Below are 22,098 nucleotides of genomic sequence, written 5' to 3'. Positions count from 1 at the left end.
AACCTTTTTTATTCTATCTCTTCTACATCTGGATACAAGAAGTGGTTATACGGAAACCTCGTTACATGTATCTCTCTTACTTCTTTATAAACACGCTTTCTAAACTCTTCAAGGTTTTCTTTATTCAATGCTGAAATAAACAAGGCATTATCACCAATTTTAGACATCCAAGTATTTTTCCATTCGTCAATAGTATAATTGGCTTTTGTCCTTTCAGCTATTAAATCTTCTTCATCAAAAGGTTCCGCTTCATAAGCATCAATCTTATTAAACACCATAATTGTAGGTTTGCCTTTGCTGTCTATTTCATCCAAAATTTTATTCACGGACTCTATATGTTCTTCAAAATTAGAATGAGAAATATCAACAACATGTAATAACAAATCTGCTTCTCTCACTTCATCTAGTGTACTTTTAAAAGATTCAACCAATTGAGTTGGCAGTTTCCTAATAAACCCAACCGTATCACTTACCAAAAATGGTAAATTACCAATCACCACTTTTCGTACAGTGGTATCTAAGGTTGCAAAGAGCTTATTTTCAGCAAATACTTTACTCTTACTAATGACATTCATCAGTGTTGACTTACCAACATTAGTATAACCAACCAAAGCCACTCTTACCATTTTTCCACGATTACCACGTTGCACAGCCATCTGCTTATCAATGGTTTTTATCTTAGATTTTAATAGAGATATCTTATCTCTAACAATACGTCTATCAGTCTCAATCTCAGTTTCCCCAGGTCCACGCATTCCAATCCCACCTTTTTGTCGTTCAAGGTGCGTCCACATTCCTTTAAGTCGTGGTAATAAATATTCACATTGAGCAAGTTCTACCTGAGTTCTGGCATAACTTGTCTGAGCACGCTGTGCAAAAATATCTAGAATAAGATTAGTCCTATCAAGAATTTTACAGTTTAAAATTTTACTAATATTTCGTTCTTGCGCAGGAGATAGCTCATCATCAAAGATCACTGTACCTACCTCATGATCCTTAACAAAGTGCATAACCTCTTCCATTTTCCCTGTACCAATAAAGGTTTTTGGATTAGGCATAGCCATTTTTTGAGTATACCGCTTTACAACTTCCCCACCAGCTGTATAGGTTAAAAACTCCAACTCATCAAGATATTCTTTCGACTGTTCTTCATCTTGGTCTTGTGTAACAATCCCTATAAGAACAACCTTTTCTAACTCAATATTCTTTTTTTCAATCATGGCACAAAGTTAATCAAAACCTTATTCTCAATACGTTTTAAAAGCTCTATATTTAACGTCATGAATAGAATATATACTATAGCGTTTTACAACATTGAGAATCTTTTCGATCTAGAAAATGACCCACGAACAAATGATGATGATTTCTTACCAACATCACATAAAAGATGGACACCCAAACGCTATGAAAATAAACTGAGAAAAATTGGTTCAGTTATTTCTAAAATCGGTGAAGATGACCACGACGAAGCACCAGTGATTGTTGGTCTAGCTGAAGTTGAAAATAAAACAGTTCTTAATGACTTAGTGAAGAGTGAACATTTAATAGATGAAGACTATAGTTATGTGCACTACGATTCAGCAGACGAAAGAGGTATTGATGTTGCACTATTGTATAAATCTGATGTTTTTGAAGTTACAAGTTCTGAAACATTTTCGGTGTACTTACAGGATGATGATGGTCAACGCGATTACACAAGAGATATTCTTTTGGTGGAAGGCAGATTGAATGATGAGAATATAGCTATTTTAGTTAATCATTGGTCTTCGAGAAGAGATGGTGAAAAAGTAACAGAGCCAAAAAGAATTGCTGCAGCCAAAAAAGTAAATTCAATTATTCGAAACCTCAAAACTAAATCAGAAAATATGAAAATTCTTGTGATGGGAGATTTTAACGACAACCCTGATAACCATAGTGTTGAACTGATGGAGGACGAATCTGGTTTATTTAATCCGTTTAAAACGGTATGGTCTAAGGACAAAGGAAGTTTAAATCATGACTTTGAATGGAATCTATTTGACCAAATACTATTCACTACCAACATTTTTGACAGAAACAACTCATTTCTTACATATCATGATGCAGATGTATTTGATGATAGATCTCTCACACAATTTAGAGGCAAATTTAAAGGCCAGCCCTTTAGAACTTATGTAGGCAAAAAATATAAAGGTGGTTATAGTGACCATTTCCCAGTTTTTATAGAATTAAAAAGCAATTAATTTGGTTAAAAACCATTTGTCGATTAATATTACCTTTAGTCTATTATAACATTGTGGACGAAGTGTTCACGCCCATTTTTTTTATCTTTCAATTCGCATTAAACACAGCTAACTAACTAACATTAATGCACACTATATTTTATTATACTTAGAAAGACAAAAGGCCCTTATAATCAATGCATTGTAAGGGGTTTTCGGCTTCTATCAACCTTAAAAAAAATGAAAAAGACTACTTTACTCTTAATCATGCTAGCATCTTGCTTTTCGGCATTTACTAGTTATGCCTTTAGTCCAATTAAAGAGCATAATCACAATCTAACGGATTCTACAGAGACCGTCATTTTAAATGACAACGTCTATGAAAACAATGTGACTAATAACGCTGTCTCAACCAATATTGACAGTTCAATGCTTTTAGCTCCTGGTGAGACTTGTGCTGAAGCCATTCCTATGACTATACAAGATTGTAGCACAGGTACACCTATGACATTCGATTTCTCAAGTGGATACGACCTCGGATTTTTGAGCTGTGATCCCTTTGCGAATTTTGGATATTGGACAAGCTTTGTTGCGCCTGCAAACGGATCTGTAGCTTTTAACTTTAGTGGTGGTGCAAATAATATTGGTATTGAACTTTTTGATGCCTGTGGTGGTACATCACTTGGGTGCTTTAATAACGATTTTGATGACGGTGATGCTTCAGATGCAATAGGTGGCCTTACGCCTGGTAACACTTATTATGTGGCAATTTGGCGTGACTTACCATCTGGGTCTGCAGACATTTGTATCGAAGAAGGTCCTAACTGTCCTCCTCCAACCGATTTAACTGCCTTCGTAGTAAACGCTAATACAATTGAGCTTGGCTGGACCGGTGGAACGTCATGGATTGTTGAGTATGGTCCTGTCGGTTTTGTTCAAGGTTCTGCGGATGGGACAATTGTACCAACAACAAGTAATCCTCTTCAAATAACAGATTTATCTTTAGATGTTGAATACGAATATTATGTACAGTCAGATTGTGGTGGTGAAATTAGTGATTGGGCTGGACCTGTTCAATTCCTTATTGAGTATTGTGACTCTATCCCTTCAAGTAATGATGGGCAAGGTGTATCAAACGTAACCGTTGGAATTACAGATTTCCCAAGTTTAGGTGATGTAACATACGAAGATCAGACTTCACCAGTTGTTAACGCATTTCAGGGAGTTGAAACAGAAGTGATAATTGATTTTGCTCATGGCTTTACTTATTTCTCAAACATTTGGATAGATTTTGATGATAATTTAGTTTTTGAACCTAGCGAACTTGTTTTTCAAGGTGAGTCGTCAGGTGGTAACCCACATTCATTAGACGCTTCATTCATTATGCCCTTAACTGCGCCTGTAGGTGAGCATAGAATGCGTATTGGAACTGCCGATTTCGGCCAAGGAACACCAGATCCATGTTATTCTGGTACTTGGGGAGTAACTTTAGACTTTACAATTAATATACAACAATTGACTTGTACACTTCCTGAAGCTACTTTTGTAACTACACCTGATTGTGCTAATGATCAATTCTTTATAGATGTTGATGTTACAAGTTTAGGTGATGCTACATCTCTAGAAATATCTAATAACTTTGATGCTTCTACAGTTCAAGCAACTGCCAATGGTTTGTATCAGGCTGGTCCTTTCCCATTTGGCAATACCGTAAGAGTATTTGTGACTAATGAACAAGATAATAATTGTGTTATTGCAAGTGACAACTTTACCGTTTTAGCTTGTCCACCTGCCAATGATAATTGTGCAGATGCAATCGTTGCGGGAGTGAATACAGAATCTGAATGTACGGTTGTTACACCGGGTACATTACTAGCTGCAACTTCATCTGGTATAGCTAATGGTACTTGTGCTGGTAATACAGACAACGATGTTTGGTATCAATTTGTTGCTAATGACACCAACCAAATCATTTCATTAATTAATATTGCAGGGAGTACGAATAACTTAGACCATGCACTTTATTCAGGTACGTGTGATAATTTTACAGAAATCTATTGTTCAACTGATAATCCTACTCTAGCTACAGGCTTAACTGTTGGAAACACTTACTACGTTAGAGTCTTCTCATTTGGCGCTGACCAAGAAGATACTACATTTAATTTATGTATTAGACCTGGTGGTGATAACGTGGTAGTAGACCAAACTACTTATACTGTTGAACAGTTAGTAACTGACATCCTAATTGGCGGTGAGTGCGCTGAAATATCTAATATTACCTTCTCAACAGGTACAGATTTTGGTCAAGATAATGGTATTGGTTATTTTACTCTTGATGGCGATATGGAAGGTTTTCCTTTTACCGAAGGTGTATTATTAACTTCAGGTGATGCCAGTGCTGCTGCAGGTCCAAACCTTGGTAACTTAAGTGATGGAACTTCAGCATGGCCTGGAGATCCTTTTTTAAATACTATCGTTCCATCTGGTAATACCAATAACGCCACTGTATTAGAGTTTGACTTCGTGCCACTTGCTCAAGAAATTAGTTTTGATTTCTTAATGGCATCAGAAGAATATAATGGTGATTCAGGAGGAACTTTTGAATGTACATTCTCTGATGCATTTGCCTTTTTACTTACAGACCCTTTGGGTAACACTACAAATCTTGCGGTGATTCCTGGTACAAATACACCGATTTTAGTAACTAACATTCATGAGGCAAATCCTGGTTGTCCTGCGATAAATGAACAATACTTCGGAGGATATACAGGTGATAATCTTCCACCAATGCAGTTTGACGGTAGAACAGTAGTATTTACTGCGCAAGCTCCCGTTACTGTTGGGCAGACCTATCATATTAAACTTGTTATTGCTGATGCCAACGACTCGGCATTTGACTCTGGTGTTTTCTTAAAAGCTGGGAGTTTCGACCTTGGTGAATTAAACTTGGGTGAAGATATTACCATTGCTTCTGGTGGAGCAGCTTGTTTTGGTGAACCTATTACCTTAGATTCAGGTGCCCCTAACTTAGAGCATATTTGGCTTAGAAATGGTTTACCTATTGATGGTGAAACAACTTCAACTATTGAAGTTACAGAACCAGATTTATATACAGCTTTAGTATACTTCTCTAACCAATGTTTCTTACAAGATGACATTCTTGTGGAGTTTTTACCATTACCAGAAGCAAATACACCTTCTGATCAGTTGGTATGTTCTGTAGAAAGTAGTGCGGATTTTGATTTATCCCTTAATGATATATTTATTTTAGGTTCACAAGATCCATCCGAATTTACACTGACATACCATAATAGTTTGGAAGATGCTGAATCTGGTTCAAACAGTATCAGTACATCATATACAGGTACTGATGGTGAAACAGTATTTATTAGAGTTGAGAACAATGACACAGGTTGTGTTAGTACTACATCTTTCAACCTATCTATTAGTGTACCAGATCATACTGCTGAAAGTGTAGACATAGCTGAATGTGATGATAATGATGGTAACTTTGATGATTTAGCTGATTTTGACTTACTTGCTCATAATCCTAATGTACTTGGTACACAAGACCCAGCAAATTACATTGTAACTTATCACAGTTCTCAAGCAGACGCTGAAAATAATGACAATGCACTGCCACATGTATATTCATCAGGTAACGCCGTAATATATGTTAGAGTTGAGGATGCCTTTAATCCAACTTGTTTTGTGGTAAACTCATTCAACTTAATCATTAATGATGCGCCAGTAGCTCTATTTGATCCTTCCTTTGATTACGAAGTTTGTCCAAACGCTACAACACCAATTTCAATAGGCCTTATTCCATCAAACTTTACTGAAGCAGAAGTATCAGTAGCTTGGTTATTAGATGATGTTTATATTGATGGTGCAAGTGGCCTTATCCTCGATTCAGTGCTTGTTGAAGGTGATTATTCAGCAGAAATCACATTTAATGCATCTGGTTGTTCTACAATTGTCACTGCTTTTGTTGAAGAACTTGAATCTTGTATTTTTCCTGAAGGTATTTCACCTGGTGTATCACCAGGGTTTAATGATAGTTTTGATTTAAGTAGCTTCAACGTTACTAGATTAGAAATCTACAACAGAAATGGTACCCTTGTATATTCTAAGAACAACTACTCTAACGAATGGGTTGGTCAAACTAATGATGGTGAAGAACTTCCTGTAGGTACATATTTCTATACTGTAGTCTACGATGGTGGTGCGAAGCAACGAAGTGCTTGGGTATATATTAATAGATAACAACTAACTGAATCAACTTAAAAATAATGAAAAAACTCTCGATTATAGCCATCTTGCTTTTAGCATTTCAAATGCAAGCACAGCAAGATCCTCAGTACACGCAATACATGTACAATATGAATGTCGTGAATCCTGCTTATGCAGGCTCTAGAGAAAATCTCTCTTTTGGTTTACTCTACAGAGACCAATGGGTAGGTATTGAAGGTGCACCAGAAACAGCTACTGCTTTCGTGCATTCTCCTGTAGGTAATAACCTTGGTCTTGGTCTTTCCCTAATTTCTGATAGAATCGGACCTGTACAAGAAACCAACGTGTATGCAGATGTCTCTTATACCCTTAAACTTGGTGGTGAGCACCGCTTAGCGTTTGGTGTTAAAGCTGGGGCAACTTTCCATGACATTGGTCTGGCTGGTGTGGATGTTATTGATGCTGACGACCCGTTCTTTAATCAAAATATTAATGAAACTACACCTAACATCGGTGCTGGGTTATTCTACTATACCAATAAGTATTATTTATCCGTATCTGTTCCTAATATGTTAGCCTCTGTACATTTAGATGCTAATGGTCTTAATATCGGGTCTGAAACACAGCACTATTTCGTAACTGGCGGGTATGTCTTTGACCTATCACCTAATACTGAATTAAAACCATCGTTTATGATGAAGTCTGCTTTTGATGCACCTACATCTTTTGACGTTAACCTTAATGCGCGTTTCTTTAAGAAATTCGAAATTGGTGCCTCTTACAGATTAGACGATTCTATCTCTGGACTGGTAAACTTTGCTATCTCACCATCAGTGAGAGTTGGATATGCTTATGACCATGTATCTTCTGATATTAATGCATATGCTCCTGCGTCGCATGAGGTGATGTTATTATTTGATCTTAACTTCCCGAAACGCGTCTCTCGTTCACCTAGATATTTCTAATCCGTTAAGCTAAACTATATTATGAAAAACTTTAAAACTTTATTATTTGTAGCGTTGATCAGTAGTTTCTGCTTAAATGCGCAAAATAACGATACTAAAAAAGCTGATAAACAATTTGCTAGATTCGAATTTGTTAAGGCAGCTGAAAGCTATAACAAGCTTATTGAAAAAGGTAAAGGTAGTCCTTATGTATACGGACAACTTGCTGAGAGTTACTATAACATCTTCAATACCGTTGAAGCTGAAAAATGGTATGCCAAGGCTTTAGAATCTTCAGAAGATCCTGAAATGATCTATAAGTATTCGCAAATGCTTAAAGCTAATGGTAAATACGATGAGTCTAATGCGCAAATGGAAAAGTTCGCTTCTATGCGCCCTTCTGATAATAGAGCTACAGCTTATAGAAAGAACCCTAACTACTTACCTAAAATCTTAGATCAAGGTAAAAAGTTTAATGTACAAAGTGCTGGGTTTAATACAGCACAGTCTGAGTTTGGGGGTACTATCAATGATGGTAAACTCTATATCGCATCTGGTAGAAATGACAATCGTAAAAACTATGGTTGGAATCAAGAGCCTTTCTTAGATATCTACACTCTAACTAAAAACACTGATGGTGCTTACGATGGTGCAACACTTATGAATGACCAAATCAATACCAAGTTCCACGAAGGTTTAGTATCATTCTCTCCTGATGGTAAAACCATGTACTTCTCTAGAGAAAGTTATTTTGAAAAAGTATTTGAAAAAGATTCTACTAGCAATACAAGATTTAGTCAACTTTACTTATTTAAAGCAACTAAATTAGGGGATGATTGGGATACTGTAGAGGCACTTTCTATTAATAGTGAAAACTACTCTGTGAAAAATCCTTCGGTAAGTGCTGATGGTAAAACATTATACTTCTCTTCTGATATGCCTGGTGGTTATGGCCTCTATGATGTTTATAAAGCTCCTATCAATGATGATGGTACTATTGGTACTCCTGAAAACTTAGGACAAAAAGTAAATACTGAAGCTCAAGAAATGTTCCCTTATATTAGTAGTAACAATACACTTTACTTCTCTTCTAACGGCCATTTAGGCCTTGGTGGTATGGATGTGTTCTACACTAAGGTGATTGATGGTAAATTAGCACCGGTAAGAAACGTAGGGATTCCTATTAATAGTAATGCTGATGATTTTGCATTTACTATTGATGAAGAAGCTGAAGAAGGATTTGTCTCTTCTAACAGAGATGGTGGACAAGGCAGTGATGATGTCTACTTATTTAAAAAATTACAACCACTTTGTGATGTATTAGTTGTTGCTACTATCTTAGATGATAAAACGCGTGAGCCTATTGCTGGTGCTACTGTTTCTATTTATGATGCTGAAGGTAATAAGCTGACTTCTAAGCCAAGCAACGAGCAAGGAATCGCTGAGTTTATTATTGAATGTGATAAGCAAGCAGAACTTGAAGCAATTGCTGAAGATTACGAAAGTAAAAAAGTAACGGTTTCTGCAACTTCTGAAGAAGAAGTACCTGTGCAAATTTCTTTAAGTCCTATAGAAGAAATCATCACTCCTGAACAAATAGTGCTTAACCCTATTTTCTTTGAGTTTGATAAGTCTAATATCACTGCACAAGCTGCTTTTGAGTTAGATAAACTTGTTGAAATCATGAACAAGTACCCTGATTTAGTTATTAATGCAACTTCGCATACTGATAGTAGAGGTTCTGACGCTTACAACCAACGATTATCGCAACGTAGAGCGAAAAGTACACAACAGTATGTCATCTCTAAAGGTATTGATGAGTCGCGTATCTCAGCTGAAGGTAAAGGTGAATCCGAACTTAAAGTGGATTGTGGTGCTAATTGTACTGACGAACAACACCAAGAAAATAGACGTTCAGAATTCCTTATCGTTAGTGGTGGACCACAACAACAATAAAAAACACAACCTTTTACATAAACTTAAAAAAAACGCTCTGATTTTATCAGAGCGTTTTTGGTTTATGAAACTATTAAAAAATCAAGTCATAAATTACCATGCATTTCATCGGTAATTAAATCACTTCGTCTATAATAACAGTGTTAACGGACTGTTAATTGGCATTTTTTTTATATTCCATTTTTTAACCCTAAAATGGCTTCAACGCACTTTTAAATTGAGTTGAAAATACATTTTTGATTTTTGACTAAACTTTCTAATTAAACCAATTAATAATGAAGAAGATTACTTTATTTGTGTTCATGTTAAGTATTTGCTTCAATGCATCTGCTTTATATGTCTTAAATCCGAATTTAGATTCTAGACATATATCTTCCGAACCTATAGATACCGTCATTTTAAATGACAACGTCTATGAAAACAATGTGACTAATAACGCTGTCTCAACCAATATTGACAGTTCAATGCTTTTAGCTCCTGGTGAGACTTGTGCTGAAGCCATTCCTATGACTATACAAGATTGTAGCACAGGTACACCTATGACATTCGATTTCTCAAGTGGATACGACCTCGGATTTTTGAGCTGTGATCCCTTTGCGAATTTTGGATATTGGACAAGCTTTGTTGCGCCTGCAAACGGATCTGTAGCTTTTAACTTTAGTGGTGGTGCAAATAATATTGGTATTGAACTTTTTGATGCCTGTGGTGGTACATCACTTGGGTGCTTTAATAACGATTTTGATGACGGTGATGCTTCAGATGCAATAGGTGGCCTTACGCCTGGTAACACTTATTATGTGGCAATTTGGCGTGACTTACCATCTGGGTCTGCAGACATTTGTATCGAAGAAGGTCCTAACTGTCCTCCTCCAACCGATTTAACTGCCTTCGTAGTAAACGCTAATACAATTGAGCTTGGCTGGACCGGTGGAACGTCATGGATTGTTGAGTATGGTCCTGTCGGTTTTGTTCAAGGTTCTGCGGATGGGACAATTGTACCAACAACAAGTAATCCTCTTCAAATAACAGATTTATCTTTAGATGTTGAATACGAATATTATGTACAGTCAGATTGTGGTGGTGAAATTAGTGATTGGGCTGGACCTGTTCAATTCCTTATTGAGTATTGTGACTCTATCCCTTCAAGTAATGATGGGCAAGGTGTATCAAACGTAACCGTTGGAATTACAGATTTCCCAAGTTTAGGTGATGTAACATACGAAGATCAGACTTCACCAGTTGTTAACGCATTTCAGGGAGTTGAAACAGAAGTGATAATTGATTTTGCTCATGGCTTTACTTATTTCTCAAACATTTGGATAGATTTTGATGATAATTTAGTTTTTGAACCTAGCGAACTTGTTTTTCAAGGTGAGTCGTCAGGTGGTAACCCACATTCATTAGACGCTTCATTCATTATGCCCTTAACTGCGCCTGTAGGTGAGCATAGAATGCGTATTGGAACTGCCGATTTCGGCCAAGGAACACCAGATCCATGTTATTCTGGTACTTGGGGAGTAACTTTAGACTTTACAATTAATATACAACAATTGACTTGTACACTTCCTGAAGCTACTTTTGTAACTACACCTGATTGTGCTAATGATCAATTCTTTATAGATGTTGATGTTACAAGTTTAGGTGATGCTACATCTCTAGAAATATCTAATAACTTTGATGCTTCTACAGTTCAAGCAACTGCCAATGGTTTGTATCAGGCTGGTCCTTTCCCATTTGGCAATACCGTAAGAGTATTTGTGACTAATGAACAAGATAATAATTGTGTTATTGCAAGTGACAACTTTACCGTTTTAGCTTGTCCACCTGCCAATGATAATTGTGCAGATGCAATCGTTGCGGGAGTGAATACAGAATCTGAATGTACGGTTGTTACACCGGGTACATTACTAGCTGCAACTTCATCTGGTATAGCTAATGGTACTTGTGCTGGTAATACAGACAACGATGTTTGGTATCAATTTGTTGCTAATGACACCAACCAAATCATTTCATTAATTAATATTGCAGGGAGTACGAATAACTTAGACCATGCACTTTATTCAGGTACGTGTGATAATTTTACAGAAATCTATTGTTCAACTGATAATCCTACTCTAGCTACAGGCTTAACTGTTGGAAACACTTACTACGTTAGAGTCTTCTCATTTGGCGCTGACCAAGAAGATACTACATTTAATTTATGTATTAGACCTGGTGGTGATAACGTGGTAGTAGACCAAACTACTTATACTGTTGAACAGTTAGTAACTGACATCCTAATTGGCGGTGAGTGCGCTGAAATATCTAATATTACCTTCTCAACAGGTACAGATTTTGGTCAAGATAATGGTATTGGTTATTTTACTCTTGATGGCGATATGGAAGGTTTTCCTTTTACCGAAGGTGTATTATTAACTTCAGGTGATGCCAGTGCTGCTGCAGGTCCAAACCTTGGTAACTTAAGTGATGGAACTTCAGCATGGCCTGGAGATCCTTTTTTAAATACTATCGTTCCATCTGGTAATACCAATAACGCCACTGTATTAGAGTTTGACTTCGTGCCACTTGCTCAAGAAATTAGTTTTGATTTCTTAATGGCATCAGAAGAATATAATGGTGATTCAGGAGGAACTTTTGAATGTACATTCTCTGATGCATTTGCCTTTTTACTTACAGACCCTTTGGGTAACACTACAAATCTTGCGGTGATTCCTGGTACAAATACACCGATTTTAGTAACTAACATTCATGAGGCAAATCCTGGTTGTCCTGCGATAAATGAACAATACTTCGGAGGATATACAGGTGATAATCTTCCACCAATGCAGTTTGACGGTAGAACAGTAGTATTTACTGCGCAAGCTCCCGTTACTGTTGGGCAGACCTATCATATTAAACTTGTTATTGCTGATGCCAACGACTCGGCATTTGACTCTGGTGTTTTCTTAAAAGCTGGGAGTTTCGACCTTGGTGAATTAAACTTGGGTGAAGATATTACCATTGCTTCTGGTGGAGCAGCTTGTTTTGGTGAACCTATTACCTTAGATTCAGGTGCCCCTAACTTAGAGCATATTTGGCTTAGAAATGGTTTACCTATTGATGGTGAAACAACTTCAACTATTGAAGTTACAGAACCAGATTTATATACAGCTTTAGTATACTTCTCTAACCAATGTTTCTTACAAGATGACATTCTTGTGGAGTTTTTACCATTACCAGAAGCAAATACACCTTCTGATCAGTTGGTATGTTCTGTAGAAAGTAGTGCGGATTTTGATTTATCCCTTAATGATATATTTATTTTAGGTTCACAAGATCCATCCGAATTTACACTGACATACCATAATAGTTTGGAAGATGCTGAATCTGGTTCAAACAGTATCAGTACATCATATACAGGTACTGATGGTGAAACAGTATTTATTAGAGTTGAGAACAATGACACAGGTTGTGTTAGTACTACATCTTTCAACCTATCTATTAGTGTACCAGATCATACTGCTGAAAGTGTAGACATAGCTGAATGTGATGATAATGATGGTAACTTTGATGATTTAGCTGATTTTGACTTACTTGCTCATAATCCTAATGTACTTGGTACACAAGACCCAGCAAATTACATTGTAACTTATCACAGTTCTCAAGCAGACGCTGAAAATAATGACAATGCACTGCCACATGTATATTCATCAGGTAACGCCGTAATATATGTTAGAGTTGAGGATGCCTTTAATCCAACTTGTTTTGTGGTAAACTCATTCAACTTAATCATTAATGATGCGCCAGTAGCTCTATTTGATCCTTCCTTTGATTACGAAGTTTGTCCAAACGCTACAACACCAATTTCAATAGGCCTTATTCCATCAAACTTTACTGAAGCAGAAGTATCAGTAGCTTGGTTATTAGATGATGTTTATATTGATGGTGCAAGTGGCCTTATCCTCGATTCAGTGCTTGTTGAAGGTGATTATTCAGCAGAAATCACATTTAATGCATCTGGTTGTTCTACAATTGTCACTGCTTTTGTTGAAGAACTTGAATCTTGTATTTTTCCTGAAGGTATTTCACCTGGTGTATCACCAGGGTTTAATGATAGTTTTGATTTAAGTAGCTTCAACGTTACTAGATTAGAAATCTACAACAGAAATGGTACCCTTGTATATTCTAAGAACAACTACTCTAACGAATGGGTTGGTCAAACTAATGATGGTGAAGAACTTCCTGTAGGTACATATTTCTATACTGTAGTCTACGATGGTGGTGCGAAGCAACGAAGTGCTTGGGTATATATTAATAGATAACAACTAACTGAATCAACTTAAAAATAATGAAAAAACTCTCGATTATAGCCATCTTGCTTTTAGCATTTCAAATGCAAGCACAGCAAGATCCTCAGTACACGCAATACATGTACAATATGAATGTCGTGAATCCTGCTTATGCAGGCTCTAGAGAAAATCTCTCTTTTGGTTTACTCTACAGAGACCAATGGGTAGGTATTGAAGGTGCACCAGAAACAGCTACTGCTTTCGTGCATTCTCCTGTAGGTAATAACCTTGGTCTTGGTCTTTCCCTAATTTCTGATAGAATCGGACCTGTACAAGAAACCAACGTGTATGCAGATGTCTCTTATACCCTTAAACTTGGTGGTGAGCACCGCTTAGCGTTTGGTGTTAAAGCTGGGGCAACTTTCCATGACATTGGTCTGGCTGGTGTGGATGTTATTGATGCTGACGACCCGTTCTTTAATCAAAATATTAATGAAACTACACCTAACATCGGTGCTGGGTTATTCTACTATACCAATAAGTATTATTTATCCGTATCTGTTCCTAATATGTTAGCCTCTGTACATTTAGATGCTAATGGTCTTAATATCGGGTCTGAAACACAGCACTATTTCGTAACTGGCGGGTATGTCTTTGACCTATCACCTAATACTGAATTAAAACCATCGTTTATGATGAAGTCTGCTTTTGATGCACCTACATCTTTTGACGTTAACCTTAATGCGCGTTTCTTTAAGAAATTCGAAATTGGTGCCTCTTACAGATTAGACGATTCTATCTCTGGACTGGTAAACTTTGCTATCTCACCATCAGTGAGAGTTGGATATGCTTATGACCATGTATCTTCTGATATTAATGCATATGCTCCTGCGTCGCATGAGGTGATGTTATTATTTGATCTTAACTTCCCGAAACGCGTCTCTCGTTCACCTAGATATTTCTAATCCGTTAAGCTAAACTATATTATGAAAAACTTTAAAACTTTATTATTTGTAGCGTTGATCAGTAGTTTCTGCTTAAATGCGCAAAATAACGATACTAAAAAAGCTGATAAACAATTTGCTAGATTCGAATTTGTTAAGGCAGCTGAAAGCTATAACAAGCTTATTGAAAAAGGTAAAGGTAGTCCTTATGTATACGGACAACTTGCTGAGAGTTACTATAACATCTTCAATACCGTTGAAGCTGAAAAATGGTATGCCAAGGCTTTAGAATCTTCAGAAGATCCTGAAATGATCTATAAGTATTCGCAAATGCTTAAAGCTAATGGTAAATACGATGAGTCTAATGCGCAAATGGAAAAGTTCGCTTCTATGCGCCCTTCTGATAATAGAGCTACAGCTTATAGAAAGAACCCTAACTACTTACCTAAAATCTTAGATCAAGGTAAAAAGTTTAATGTACAAAGTGCTGGGTTTAATACAGCACAGTCTGAGTTTGGGGGTACTATCAATGATGGTAAACTCTATATCGCATCTGGTAGAAATGACAATCGTAAAAACTATGGTTGGAATCAAGAGCCTTTCTTAGATATCTACACTCTAACTAAAAACACTGATGGTGCTTACGATGGTGCAACACTTATGAATGACCAAATCAATACCAAGTTCCACGAAGGTTTAGTATCATTCTCTCCTGATGGTAAAACCATGTACTTCTCTAGAGAAAGTTATTTTGAAAAAGTATTTGAAAAAGATTCTACTAGCAATACAAGATTTAGTCAACTTTACTTATTTAAAGCAACTAAATTAGGGGATGATTGGGATACTGTAGAGGCACTTTCTATTAATAGTGAAAACTACTCTGTGAAAAATCCTTCGGTAAGTGCTGATGGTAAAACATTATACTTCTCTTCTGATATGCCTGGTGGTTATGGCCTCTATGATGTTTATAAAGCTCCTATCAATGATGATGGTACTATTGGTACTCCTGAAAACTTAGGACAAAAAGTAAATACTGAAGCTCAAGAAATGTTCCCTTATATTAGTAGTAACAATACACTTTACTTCTCTTCTAACGGCCATTTAGGCCTTGGTGGTATGGATGTGTTCTACACTAAGGTGATTGATGGTAAATTAGCACCGGTAAGAAACGTAGGGATTCCTATTAATAGTAATGCTGATGATTTTGCATTTACTATTGATGAAGAAGCTGAAGAAGGATTTGTCTCTTCTAACAGAGATGGTGGACAAGGCAGTGATGATGTCTACTTATTTAAAAAATTACAACCACTTTGTGATGTATTAGTTGTTGCTACTATCTTAGATGATAAAACGCGTGAGCCTATTGCTGGTGCTACTGTTTCTATTTATGATGCTGAAGGTAATAAGCTGACTTCTAAGCCAAGCAACGAGCAAGGAATCGCTGAGTTTATTATTGAATGTGATAAGCAAGCAGAACTTGAAGCAATTGCTGAAGATTACGAAAGTAAAAAAGTAACGGTTTCTGCAACTTCTGAAGAAGAAGTACCTGTGCAAATTTCTTTAAGTCCTATAGAAGAAATCATCACTCCTGAACAAATAGTGCTTAACCCTATTTTCTTTGAGTTTGATAAGTCTAATATCACTGCACAAGCTGCTTTTGAGTTAGATAAACTTGTTGAAATCATGAACAAGTACCCTGATTTAGTTATTAATGCAACTTCGCATACTGATAGTAGAGGTTCTGACGCTTACAACCAACGATTATCGCAACGTAGAGCGAAAAGTACACAACAGTATGTCATCTCTAAAGGTATTGATGAGTCGCGTATCTCAGCTGAAGGTAAAGGTGAATCCGAACTTAAAGTGGATTGTGGTGCTAATTGTACTGACGAACAACACCAAGAAAATAGACGTTCAGAATTCCTTATCGTTAGTGGTGGACCACAACAACAATAAAAAACTACACTTTTTATATAAACCAAAAACGCTCTGATTTTATCAGAGCGTTTTTAGTTTATTATCTTAATGAGAAACCTTTAGCTGCCCACCATGGATGGATTTCAATCTCTAATCGACCTGCTTTAACCATTGGGTCTGCATTTGCTAAGCTATCTGCCATAGCTTGGGTCGGCACATTATAAATGGTAATACCTCTTATATCTCCATCATCACCAAATGGTCCTGAAATATCAGCATAACCGAGTTCATACATCTTACCCAAGTGCGCTAAATGTTCAGATTGTAATTTGTTAGCTTCTTCCTCATTTTGATTTCTAATAGTACCTTTTTTCAAAAAAGCAATATAATATTGCTGCATAAGAATAGTGTCCTTGGTTTTTTCGTCTACATAATCAAAAATTTGAAACCCTTTGTTTGTTAATTCCTCCTTTAAAGATTTCACAGACTTCTTAGGTTGCTTTTCTTTTACATTTTCAGACACTTGCTCATTAATTGATGTTTCAGTATTATCTTTACATGAATGTGTAAGAATCAAAACACTTAATATTACTACTATTTTTTTCATGCTATTTCCAGTTTTTATAAGGGTTCTTACTTATTTGTGAGTTATAATATTTTATATCACCTGTCACTTCTTTTCCTAACCAAGTTGGTGAATTAAAAGTTTCATTTTCATTGCTAAGTTCAATTTCGGCAATAACCAAACCTTCATTATCTCCATAAAACTCATCTATTTCAATAACATGTTCTCCAGAAATTACTTCGTAACGTATTTTATCAATGATTCCTTTTTCACATAAATTCAATAATGATTCAGCTTCAGGTTTTGAAATTTCCTTTTCCCATTCAAAACGAGACAAACCATCTTCAGAAGATTCTCCTTTTACAGTAATATATCCTTTTTTAGCCTTTAATCTTACACGTACAGTTCTTTCTTTATCACTATTTAAAAATCCTTGTTTAATAGGGTAACTTGTAGACGCTTCATTCTTAAATGCATCTGAATCTACCAAAAATTTACGTTCTATTTCTATGTTCATAATGTGGCAAGTTCTTCAATTTTATCAGAAGGAATAATTCCAGATTCATATTCATGATTAGCTAAATATATTAATGCTTTAGCAATGGTATCTGGATGAATGGATTTATATTTTTTTAATCTTCCGAAAAGTAACGGATTTATAACTTTCATTAACAATTTTGCGGCAAATTCACCTGCTCGTTTTTCATTACGATGACCAGAAATTAAAGATGGTTGTAGAACGTTAGTAGATGTAATACCTAAAGACAATACTTTCGCTTCCATTTCACCTTTAGTCTTAGAATAAAACACTTTACTATTTTCATCTGCTCCTAAAGAAGATATTACCAAAAACTTAGAAATATTATTTAACACACAAAGCTCAGCAGCCGCGACCGGTATTCCATAGTCTATTTGCTTATAAAGTGTTTTATCTGGGGTTTTTGCTTTAGTTGTCCCAATACAACAAATAACAATATCTGCCTTAAAGTGTTCTTCTTGAGATTTTAAATCTAAAAGGTCTATGACGTACTCTTTTATCTTTGGATGATTAACACCTAAAGCGCTTCGATTAAAAAGAATAACCTCATCATAACTATCATCTTTTAATACATATTGCAAAACATAGCTTCCTGTTAGTCCAGAAGCACCCAATAAGATTACCGATTTACCCATTTTGTATAAGTCTTTGATAAAGATATTATAAATTTGAAATATGGATATGCCAATGCCAATACGAAAGATTATTCATGTTGATATGGATGCATTTTATGCATCTGTAGAACAAATGGATAATCCTGAATTGAAGGGTAAACCCATTGCTGTTGGTGGTGGAAGCGCAAGAGGTGTGATAAGTGCTGCGAGCTATGAAGCACGTAAATTTGGGGTCAAAAGTGCGATGTCTGGTCGATTAGCCGAAAAGCTTTGTCCTGAATTAATTTTTGTAAAACATCGATTTGATCGTTATAAGGACATCTCTAAAAAAATTAGAAATATCTTTTTAGATTACACTGATCTTGTAGAACCGCTTTCTTTAGATGAAGCATATCTAGATGTCACAGAGAATAAAATAGGACTACCAAGCGCAACTTTAATCGCTCAAAAAATAAGACAACGTATTTATGACGAAGTTGGTTTAACTGCTTCAGCAGGGATTTCAATCAATAAATTTATTGCTAAAGTTGCGAGCGACTATAACAAACCGAATGGGCAAAAAACAGTGAACCCTGAAGATGTATTACAATTTTTAGAAGATCTAGATATTCGGAAATTTTATGGTGTCGGTAAGGTTACTGCCGAAAAAATGTACCAAAAAGGCATCTTTACTGGTAAAGATTTAAAATCTAAAAGTTTAGAATACTTAGGTGAAAATTTCGGAAAATCTGGTCACTATTACTATTATGTTGTTCGTGGAATCCATACTAGCGAAGTAAAACCAAATCGTATTAGAAAATCTCTAGCAGCCGAACGTACGTTTAGCAAAAACTTGTCTTCTGAAATCTTTATGCTCGAAAAACTAGAACACATTGCAGATGAAGTTTCAAGACGTTTACACAAAAGTAATGTTGCTGGAAAAACAGTTACTCTTAAAATAAAATATAGTGACTTTACACTGCAAACCAGAAGCAAAACTTTGCCGTATTTTATAAGTGATAAAAACATTATTTTAGATACTGCTAAAGACTTATTATATCAAGAAAAACTCAATAATTCTGTTCGTCTTTTAGGAATTTCGTTATCTAATTTAAATACTGAAAGAAAAGAAAAACCCACTGAAAAAGACGCAGTAAGTGTACAATTGAAGTTTGAGTTTTAAACGTAGTACTTTGTTTCTAGGATATCATTAACAATATAATTACCTAAAAATTGGTAAGTTTATAAGCATTTCAATCTTGATCAATCAAAAAAATGAAAAATAGTAGAAGAGAATTTTTAGGCCTTAGCATGATGTTAGGCTTATCATCTGTAGTACAAGCTAGTCCACTTTCAACGCTAATCAATATTCAACCAAGCGATAAAAAATTAAAAATCTTAATTCTTGGCGGTACTAGTTTTTTAGGACCGCATCAAATCGCTTACGCTTTAGAAAGAGGTCATGAAGTAACTACATTTACAAGAGGCAAAACCAAGCCAAAAATTCATCCTGAACTTTTCTCTAAAGTAGAGCAATTAGTAGGTGATAGAGAAGACAACTTAGAAGCACTTAAAAACCGAAAATGGGATGTTGTTATTGATAATTCTGGTCGAAAAACAAAATGGACAGAAGATACCGCCAAATTATTAGTAGATAATGTAGGTTATTACATGTATACGTCTTCTGTGAGTGTGTATTATCCATTCTTTGGAAATGATTTTTCAGAAACCAGAAAAGTGATTACAGAAATGCCAAGCGATGCTAAACCCGAAGAAAAAGGCACCTATGAATATGGCATTATGAAGGCGACTTCAGAATTAGCAACTATAAACACCTTTGGAGAAGATAGGTCTATCATTGTAAGACCGCACCTAATTGTTGGGCCTGGCGACCCAACAGACCGTTTTCCGTATTGGTTGGCACGTGTAGAAAAAGGTGGCGATTTTATTATTCCAGGTAGTAAAGATGAAGTTGTACAATACATTGATGTGAGAGATTTAGGTGAATGGATGATTAGATTGGCCGAAAACAAAGCTTCTGGAACATACAATGGTGCTGGACCAGAATTTGAAATGACGACTAATGCTTTTGTGCATGGTATACATGCGAATTATAATGTACCTATTAACTACATACAAATAGATGACAATGACTTCTTACAAGAAAATGGTCTTTTTGGAATACAACCATGGGTAATTCAGTTACCTGAATATGCTGGCATGTCTAAAACTAACAATAGTAAGGCCATTGCTTCTGGTTTAACGTTTAGGTCATTATCAGATACTGTGGTAGCTACAAAAAATTGGTGGTATTCTGATGCGGTTTCACAAGAAAGGCGAGACAATATTCTTGGTGGTGAAAATTCTTTGATGCAACGTGAGAAAGGCATTTTAGAAAAATGGAAAGCGAGAAAAGGAAATTAAAATCTAAATAAAACTCAAAAAACCCTACTCAGAGCAGGGTTTTTTGTTTTAAATATGTCCTAATAAGATCATTAGAAACTACATGTTTCAATCTCTGTAATACGTAATGTATTTACCATACCTTTAGCCTGTATTGGCATTGCCGCTAAACTAATAAGCATATCACCTACTTCTAAATACCCTTTTTTACACGCCATAGCATTTACATCTTCAATGGTCTCGTCGGTACTTACAAATCTGTCATAATAAAACGCTTCAACTCCCCAAAGTAAGCTTAACTGTGTTAAGATACGTTTGTTAGATGTAAAGACTAAAATATGTGCTTTTGGTCTCCAAGCAGAAATCTGAAATGCTGTATAACCACTATTTGTTAAAGTAGAAATGGCTTTTGCATTGATTTCATTTGCCATGTTAGCAGCATGGAAACATATTGATTTTGTAATGTATCGCTTTGTACGGATATGTGGTGGAGATTGCGGTACCTTAATAAGCTGAGAATCTTCAACACTTCTAATGATATCAGACATTTTCTGGATAACTTGCACCGGATACTGTCCAACAGACGTTTCACCAGAAAGCATAACCGCATCAGCACCATCCATTACAGAATTGGCTACATCATTAACCTCAGCACGTGTTGGTGTAAGGCTTGTAATCATGGTTTCCATCATCTGTGTTGCTATAATTACAGGAATTCTAGCACGCTTTGCCCTTAGTACTAATTGCTTTTGAATTAATGGTACTTCTTGAGCTGGAACCTCTACACCTAAATCACCACGAGCAACCATTAAACCATCACAATACGCTACAATTTTGTCGATATTCTCAACGGCTTCTGGCTTCTCAATTTTGGCTACAATAGGAATCTTGTGTTCACTATGTTCTTTTATTAATTCCTCCAACTGCATTAAATCCTCTGCATGACGCACAAACGACAAAGCAATCCAATCAACTTGCTGGCCAATAGCGAAAATCGCATCTTCAATATCTTTTTCCGTAAGAGCTGGCTGAGAGATGTTTGTATTTGGAAGATTTACACCTTTCTTAGACTTTAATGGTCCACCTTGTATAACTCTTGCCTTAACTTCTTTCTTTCCGTCTGTAGAAACTACCTCAAAGATTAATTTACCATCATCTAATAAGATCTTTTCTCCTGGTTTAGCATCTTGCGGGAAGTTATCGTATGTCATGTAGACACGCTCTTTTGTACCTTCAAAACGTTCTCCTGTTGCAAAAATAATTTCATCACCTTCGTTAACAACAATGTCACCTTTCATAACACCTACTCTTAACTTCGGCCCTTGAAGGTCGGCAAGTATCGCGGCATTATAACCATATTCATCGTTGAGCTCTCTAATAAATTTAATTCGCTCCTTTACATCTTCATAATCTGCATGAGAGAAATTAATTCTAAATACATTAGCCCCTTCATCAAGCATTGCTTTTAAAACCTCTTTACTACTTGTTGCAGGTCCTAAGGTTGCTACAATTTTTGTCTTCTTATTCTTTCGCATT

At 36.0% G+C, this 22,098-nt stretch carries 14 protein-coding genes; 9 read left to right on the top strand and 5 right to left on the bottom strand.

Annotated features, from left to right (window positions below):
* Positions 1-8: 8 nt before the first annotated feature.
* A complete protein-coding gene (hflX, locus tag HRU50_RS07125; RefSeq protein WP_296349659.1) occupies positions 9-1,220 on the bottom strand; it encodes a GTPase HflX in 1,212 nt (403 codons plus the stop codon).
* Positions 1,221-1,280: 60 nt separating this feature from the next.
* On the opposite strand from hflX, the gene HRU50_RS07120 reads away from it, so the two are divergent.
* The 7 genes from HRU50_RS07120 to HRU50_RS07090 all read left to right on the top strand — a co-directional run bounded on the left by HRU50_RS07120 (position 1,281) and on the right by HRU50_RS07090 (position 16,502).
* Positions 1,281-2,222, top strand: a complete 942-nt coding sequence (locus HRU50_RS07120; protein ID WP_296349657.1) for an endonuclease/exonuclease/phosphatase family protein — start codon at positions 1,281-1,283, stop codon at positions 2,220-2,222.
* Positions 2,223-2,441: 219 nt separating this feature from the next.
* Positions 2,442-6,467, top strand: a complete 4,026-nt coding sequence (locus HRU50_RS07115) for a choice-of-anchor L domain-containing protein (protein WP_296349656.1) — start codon at positions 2,442-2,444, stop codon at positions 6,465-6,467.
* Between the two features lie 26 nt (positions 6,468-6,493).
* Positions 6,494-7,399: a type IX secretion system membrane protein PorP/SprF gene (locus HRU50_RS07110; protein WP_296349651.1), complete on the top strand. Its 906-nt coding sequence runs from the start codon at positions 6,494-6,496 to the stop codon at positions 7,397-7,399.
* A gap of 21 nt (positions 7,400-7,420) precedes the next feature.
* A complete protein-coding gene (locus HRU50_RS07105) occupies positions 7,421-9,334 on the top strand; it encodes an OmpA family protein (protein WP_296349649.1) in 1,914 nt (637 codons plus the stop codon).
* 275 nt (positions 9,335-9,609) lie between these two features.
* Positions 9,610-13,635: a choice-of-anchor L domain-containing protein gene (locus tag HRU50_RS07100; RefSeq protein WP_296349654.1), complete on the top strand. Its 4,026-nt coding sequence runs from the start codon at positions 9,610-9,612 to the stop codon at positions 13,633-13,635.
* Positions 13,636-13,661: 26 nt separating this feature from the next.
* Positions 13,662-14,567, top strand: a complete 906-nt coding sequence (locus HRU50_RS07095) for a type IX secretion system membrane protein PorP/SprF (protein WP_296349651.1) — start codon at positions 13,662-13,664, stop codon at positions 14,565-14,567.
* Positions 14,568-14,588: 21 nt separating this feature from the next.
* Positions 14,589-16,502 carry an OmpA family protein gene (locus tag HRU50_RS07090; RefSeq protein WP_296349649.1) on the top strand — a complete coding sequence of 638 codons (1,914 nt, stop codon included), beginning with the start codon at positions 14,589-14,591 and terminating at the stop codon, positions 16,500-16,502.
* Between the two features lie 61 nt (positions 16,503-16,563).
* Here the strand turns inward: HRU50_RS07090 and HRU50_RS07085 are convergent, their stop codons facing one another.
* The 3 genes from HRU50_RS07085 to HRU50_RS07075 are packed head-to-tail and all read right to left on the bottom strand — an operon-like array spanning position 16,564 to position 18,201.
* Positions 16,564-17,070: a YciI family protein gene (locus tag HRU50_RS07085; RefSeq protein WP_296349647.1), complete on the bottom strand. Its 507-nt coding sequence runs from the start codon at positions 17,068-17,070 to the stop codon at positions 16,564-16,566.
* A 1-nt stretch (position 17,071) separates the two neighbouring features.
* Positions 17,072-17,545, bottom strand: a complete 474-nt coding sequence (locus HRU50_RS07080; protein ID WP_296349645.1) for a CYTH domain-containing protein — start codon at positions 17,543-17,545, stop codon at positions 17,072-17,074.
* Positions 17,542-18,201, bottom strand: coding sequence for an NAD(P)H-binding protein (locus tag HRU50_RS07075; RefSeq protein WP_296349643.1), 660 nt, complete (start codon positions 18,199-18,201; stop codon positions 17,542-17,544). Before HRU50_RS07075 ends, HRU50_RS07080 begins: the two co-directional genes overlap by 4 nt.
* Positions 18,202-18,241: 40 nt before the next feature.
* Here HRU50_RS07075 and dinB point away from each other — a divergent pair, with 40 nt between their 5' ends.
* Both dinB and HRU50_RS07065 read left to right on the top strand, forming a co-directional pair.
* A complete protein-coding gene (gene dinB, locus HRU50_RS07070) occupies positions 18,242-19,342 on the top strand; it encodes a DNA polymerase IV (RefSeq protein WP_296349641.1) in 1,101 nt (366 codons plus the stop codon).
* Positions 19,343-19,434: 92 nt separating this feature from the next.
* On the top strand, positions 19,435-20,583 hold the full coding sequence (locus HRU50_RS07065; protein WP_296349639.1) for an NAD-dependent epimerase/dehydratase family protein: 1,149 nt from the start codon (positions 19,435-19,437) through the stop codon (positions 20,581-20,583).
* A 71-nt stretch (positions 20,584-20,654) separates the two neighbouring features.
* Here HRU50_RS07065 and pyk read toward each other — a convergent pair whose 3' ends face one another.
* Entirely contained in the window at positions 20,655-22,097 is a 1,443-nt protein-coding gene (gene pyk, locus HRU50_RS07060) for a pyruvate kinase (RefSeq protein ID WP_296349637.1), read from the bottom strand.
* Between the last annotated feature and the right edge of the window lies 1 nt (position 22,098).

The organism is Winogradskyella sp. (assembly GCF_013213835.1).
GTDB lineage: Bacteria > Bacteroidota > Bacteroidia > Flavobacteriales > Flavobacteriaceae > Winogradskyella.
Note: the sequence above shows the minus strand (reverse complement) of the source record. Positions and strands in the feature narration are given on the sequence as shown.

Coding starts and splice junctions, on each gene's coding strand:
- hflX (WP_296349659.1), bottom strand. CDS start 1,220: ATGATTGAAAAAAAGAATATTGAGTTAGAAAAGGTTGTTCTTATAGGG.
- HRU50_RS07120 (WP_296349657.1), top strand. CDS start 1,281: ATGAATAGAATATATACTATAGCGTTTTACAACATTGAGAATCTTTTC.
- HRU50_RS07115 (WP_296349656.1), top strand. CDS start 2,442: ATGAAAAAGACTACTTTACTCTTAATCATGCTAGCATCTTGCTTTTCG.
- HRU50_RS07110 (WP_296349651.1), top strand. CDS start 6,494: ATGAAAAAACTCTCGATTATAGCCATCTTGCTTTTAGCATTTCAAATG.
- HRU50_RS07105 (WP_296349649.1), top strand. CDS start 7,421: ATGAAAAACTTTAAAACTTTATTATTTGTAGCGTTGATCAGTAGTTTC.
- HRU50_RS07100 (WP_296349654.1), top strand. CDS start 9,610: ATGAAGAAGATTACTTTATTTGTGTTCATGTTAAGTATTTGCTTCAAT.
- HRU50_RS07095 (WP_296349651.1), top strand. CDS start 13,662: ATGAAAAAACTCTCGATTATAGCCATCTTGCTTTTAGCATTTCAAATG.
- HRU50_RS07090 (WP_296349649.1), top strand. CDS start 14,589: ATGAAAAACTTTAAAACTTTATTATTTGTAGCGTTGATCAGTAGTTTC.
- HRU50_RS07085 (WP_296349647.1), bottom strand. CDS start 17,070: ATGAAAAAAATAGTAGTAATATTAAGTGTTTTGATTCTTACACATTCA.
- HRU50_RS07080 (WP_296349645.1), bottom strand. CDS start 17,545: ATGAACATAGAAATAGAACGTAAATTTTTGGTAGATTCAGATGCATTT.
- HRU50_RS07075 (WP_296349643.1), bottom strand. CDS start 18,201: ATGGGTAAATCGGTAATCTTATTGGGTGCTTCTGGACTAACAGGAAGC.
- dinB (WP_296349641.1), top strand. CDS start 18,242: ATGGATATGCCAATGCCAATACGAAAGATTATTCATGTTGATATGGAT.
- HRU50_RS07065 (WP_296349639.1), top strand. CDS start 19,435: ATGAAAAATAGTAGAAGAGAATTTTTAGGCCTTAGCATGATGTTAGGC.
- pyk (WP_296349637.1), bottom strand. CDS start 22,097: ATGCGAAAGAATAAGAAGACAAAAATTGTAGCAACCTTAGGACCTGCA.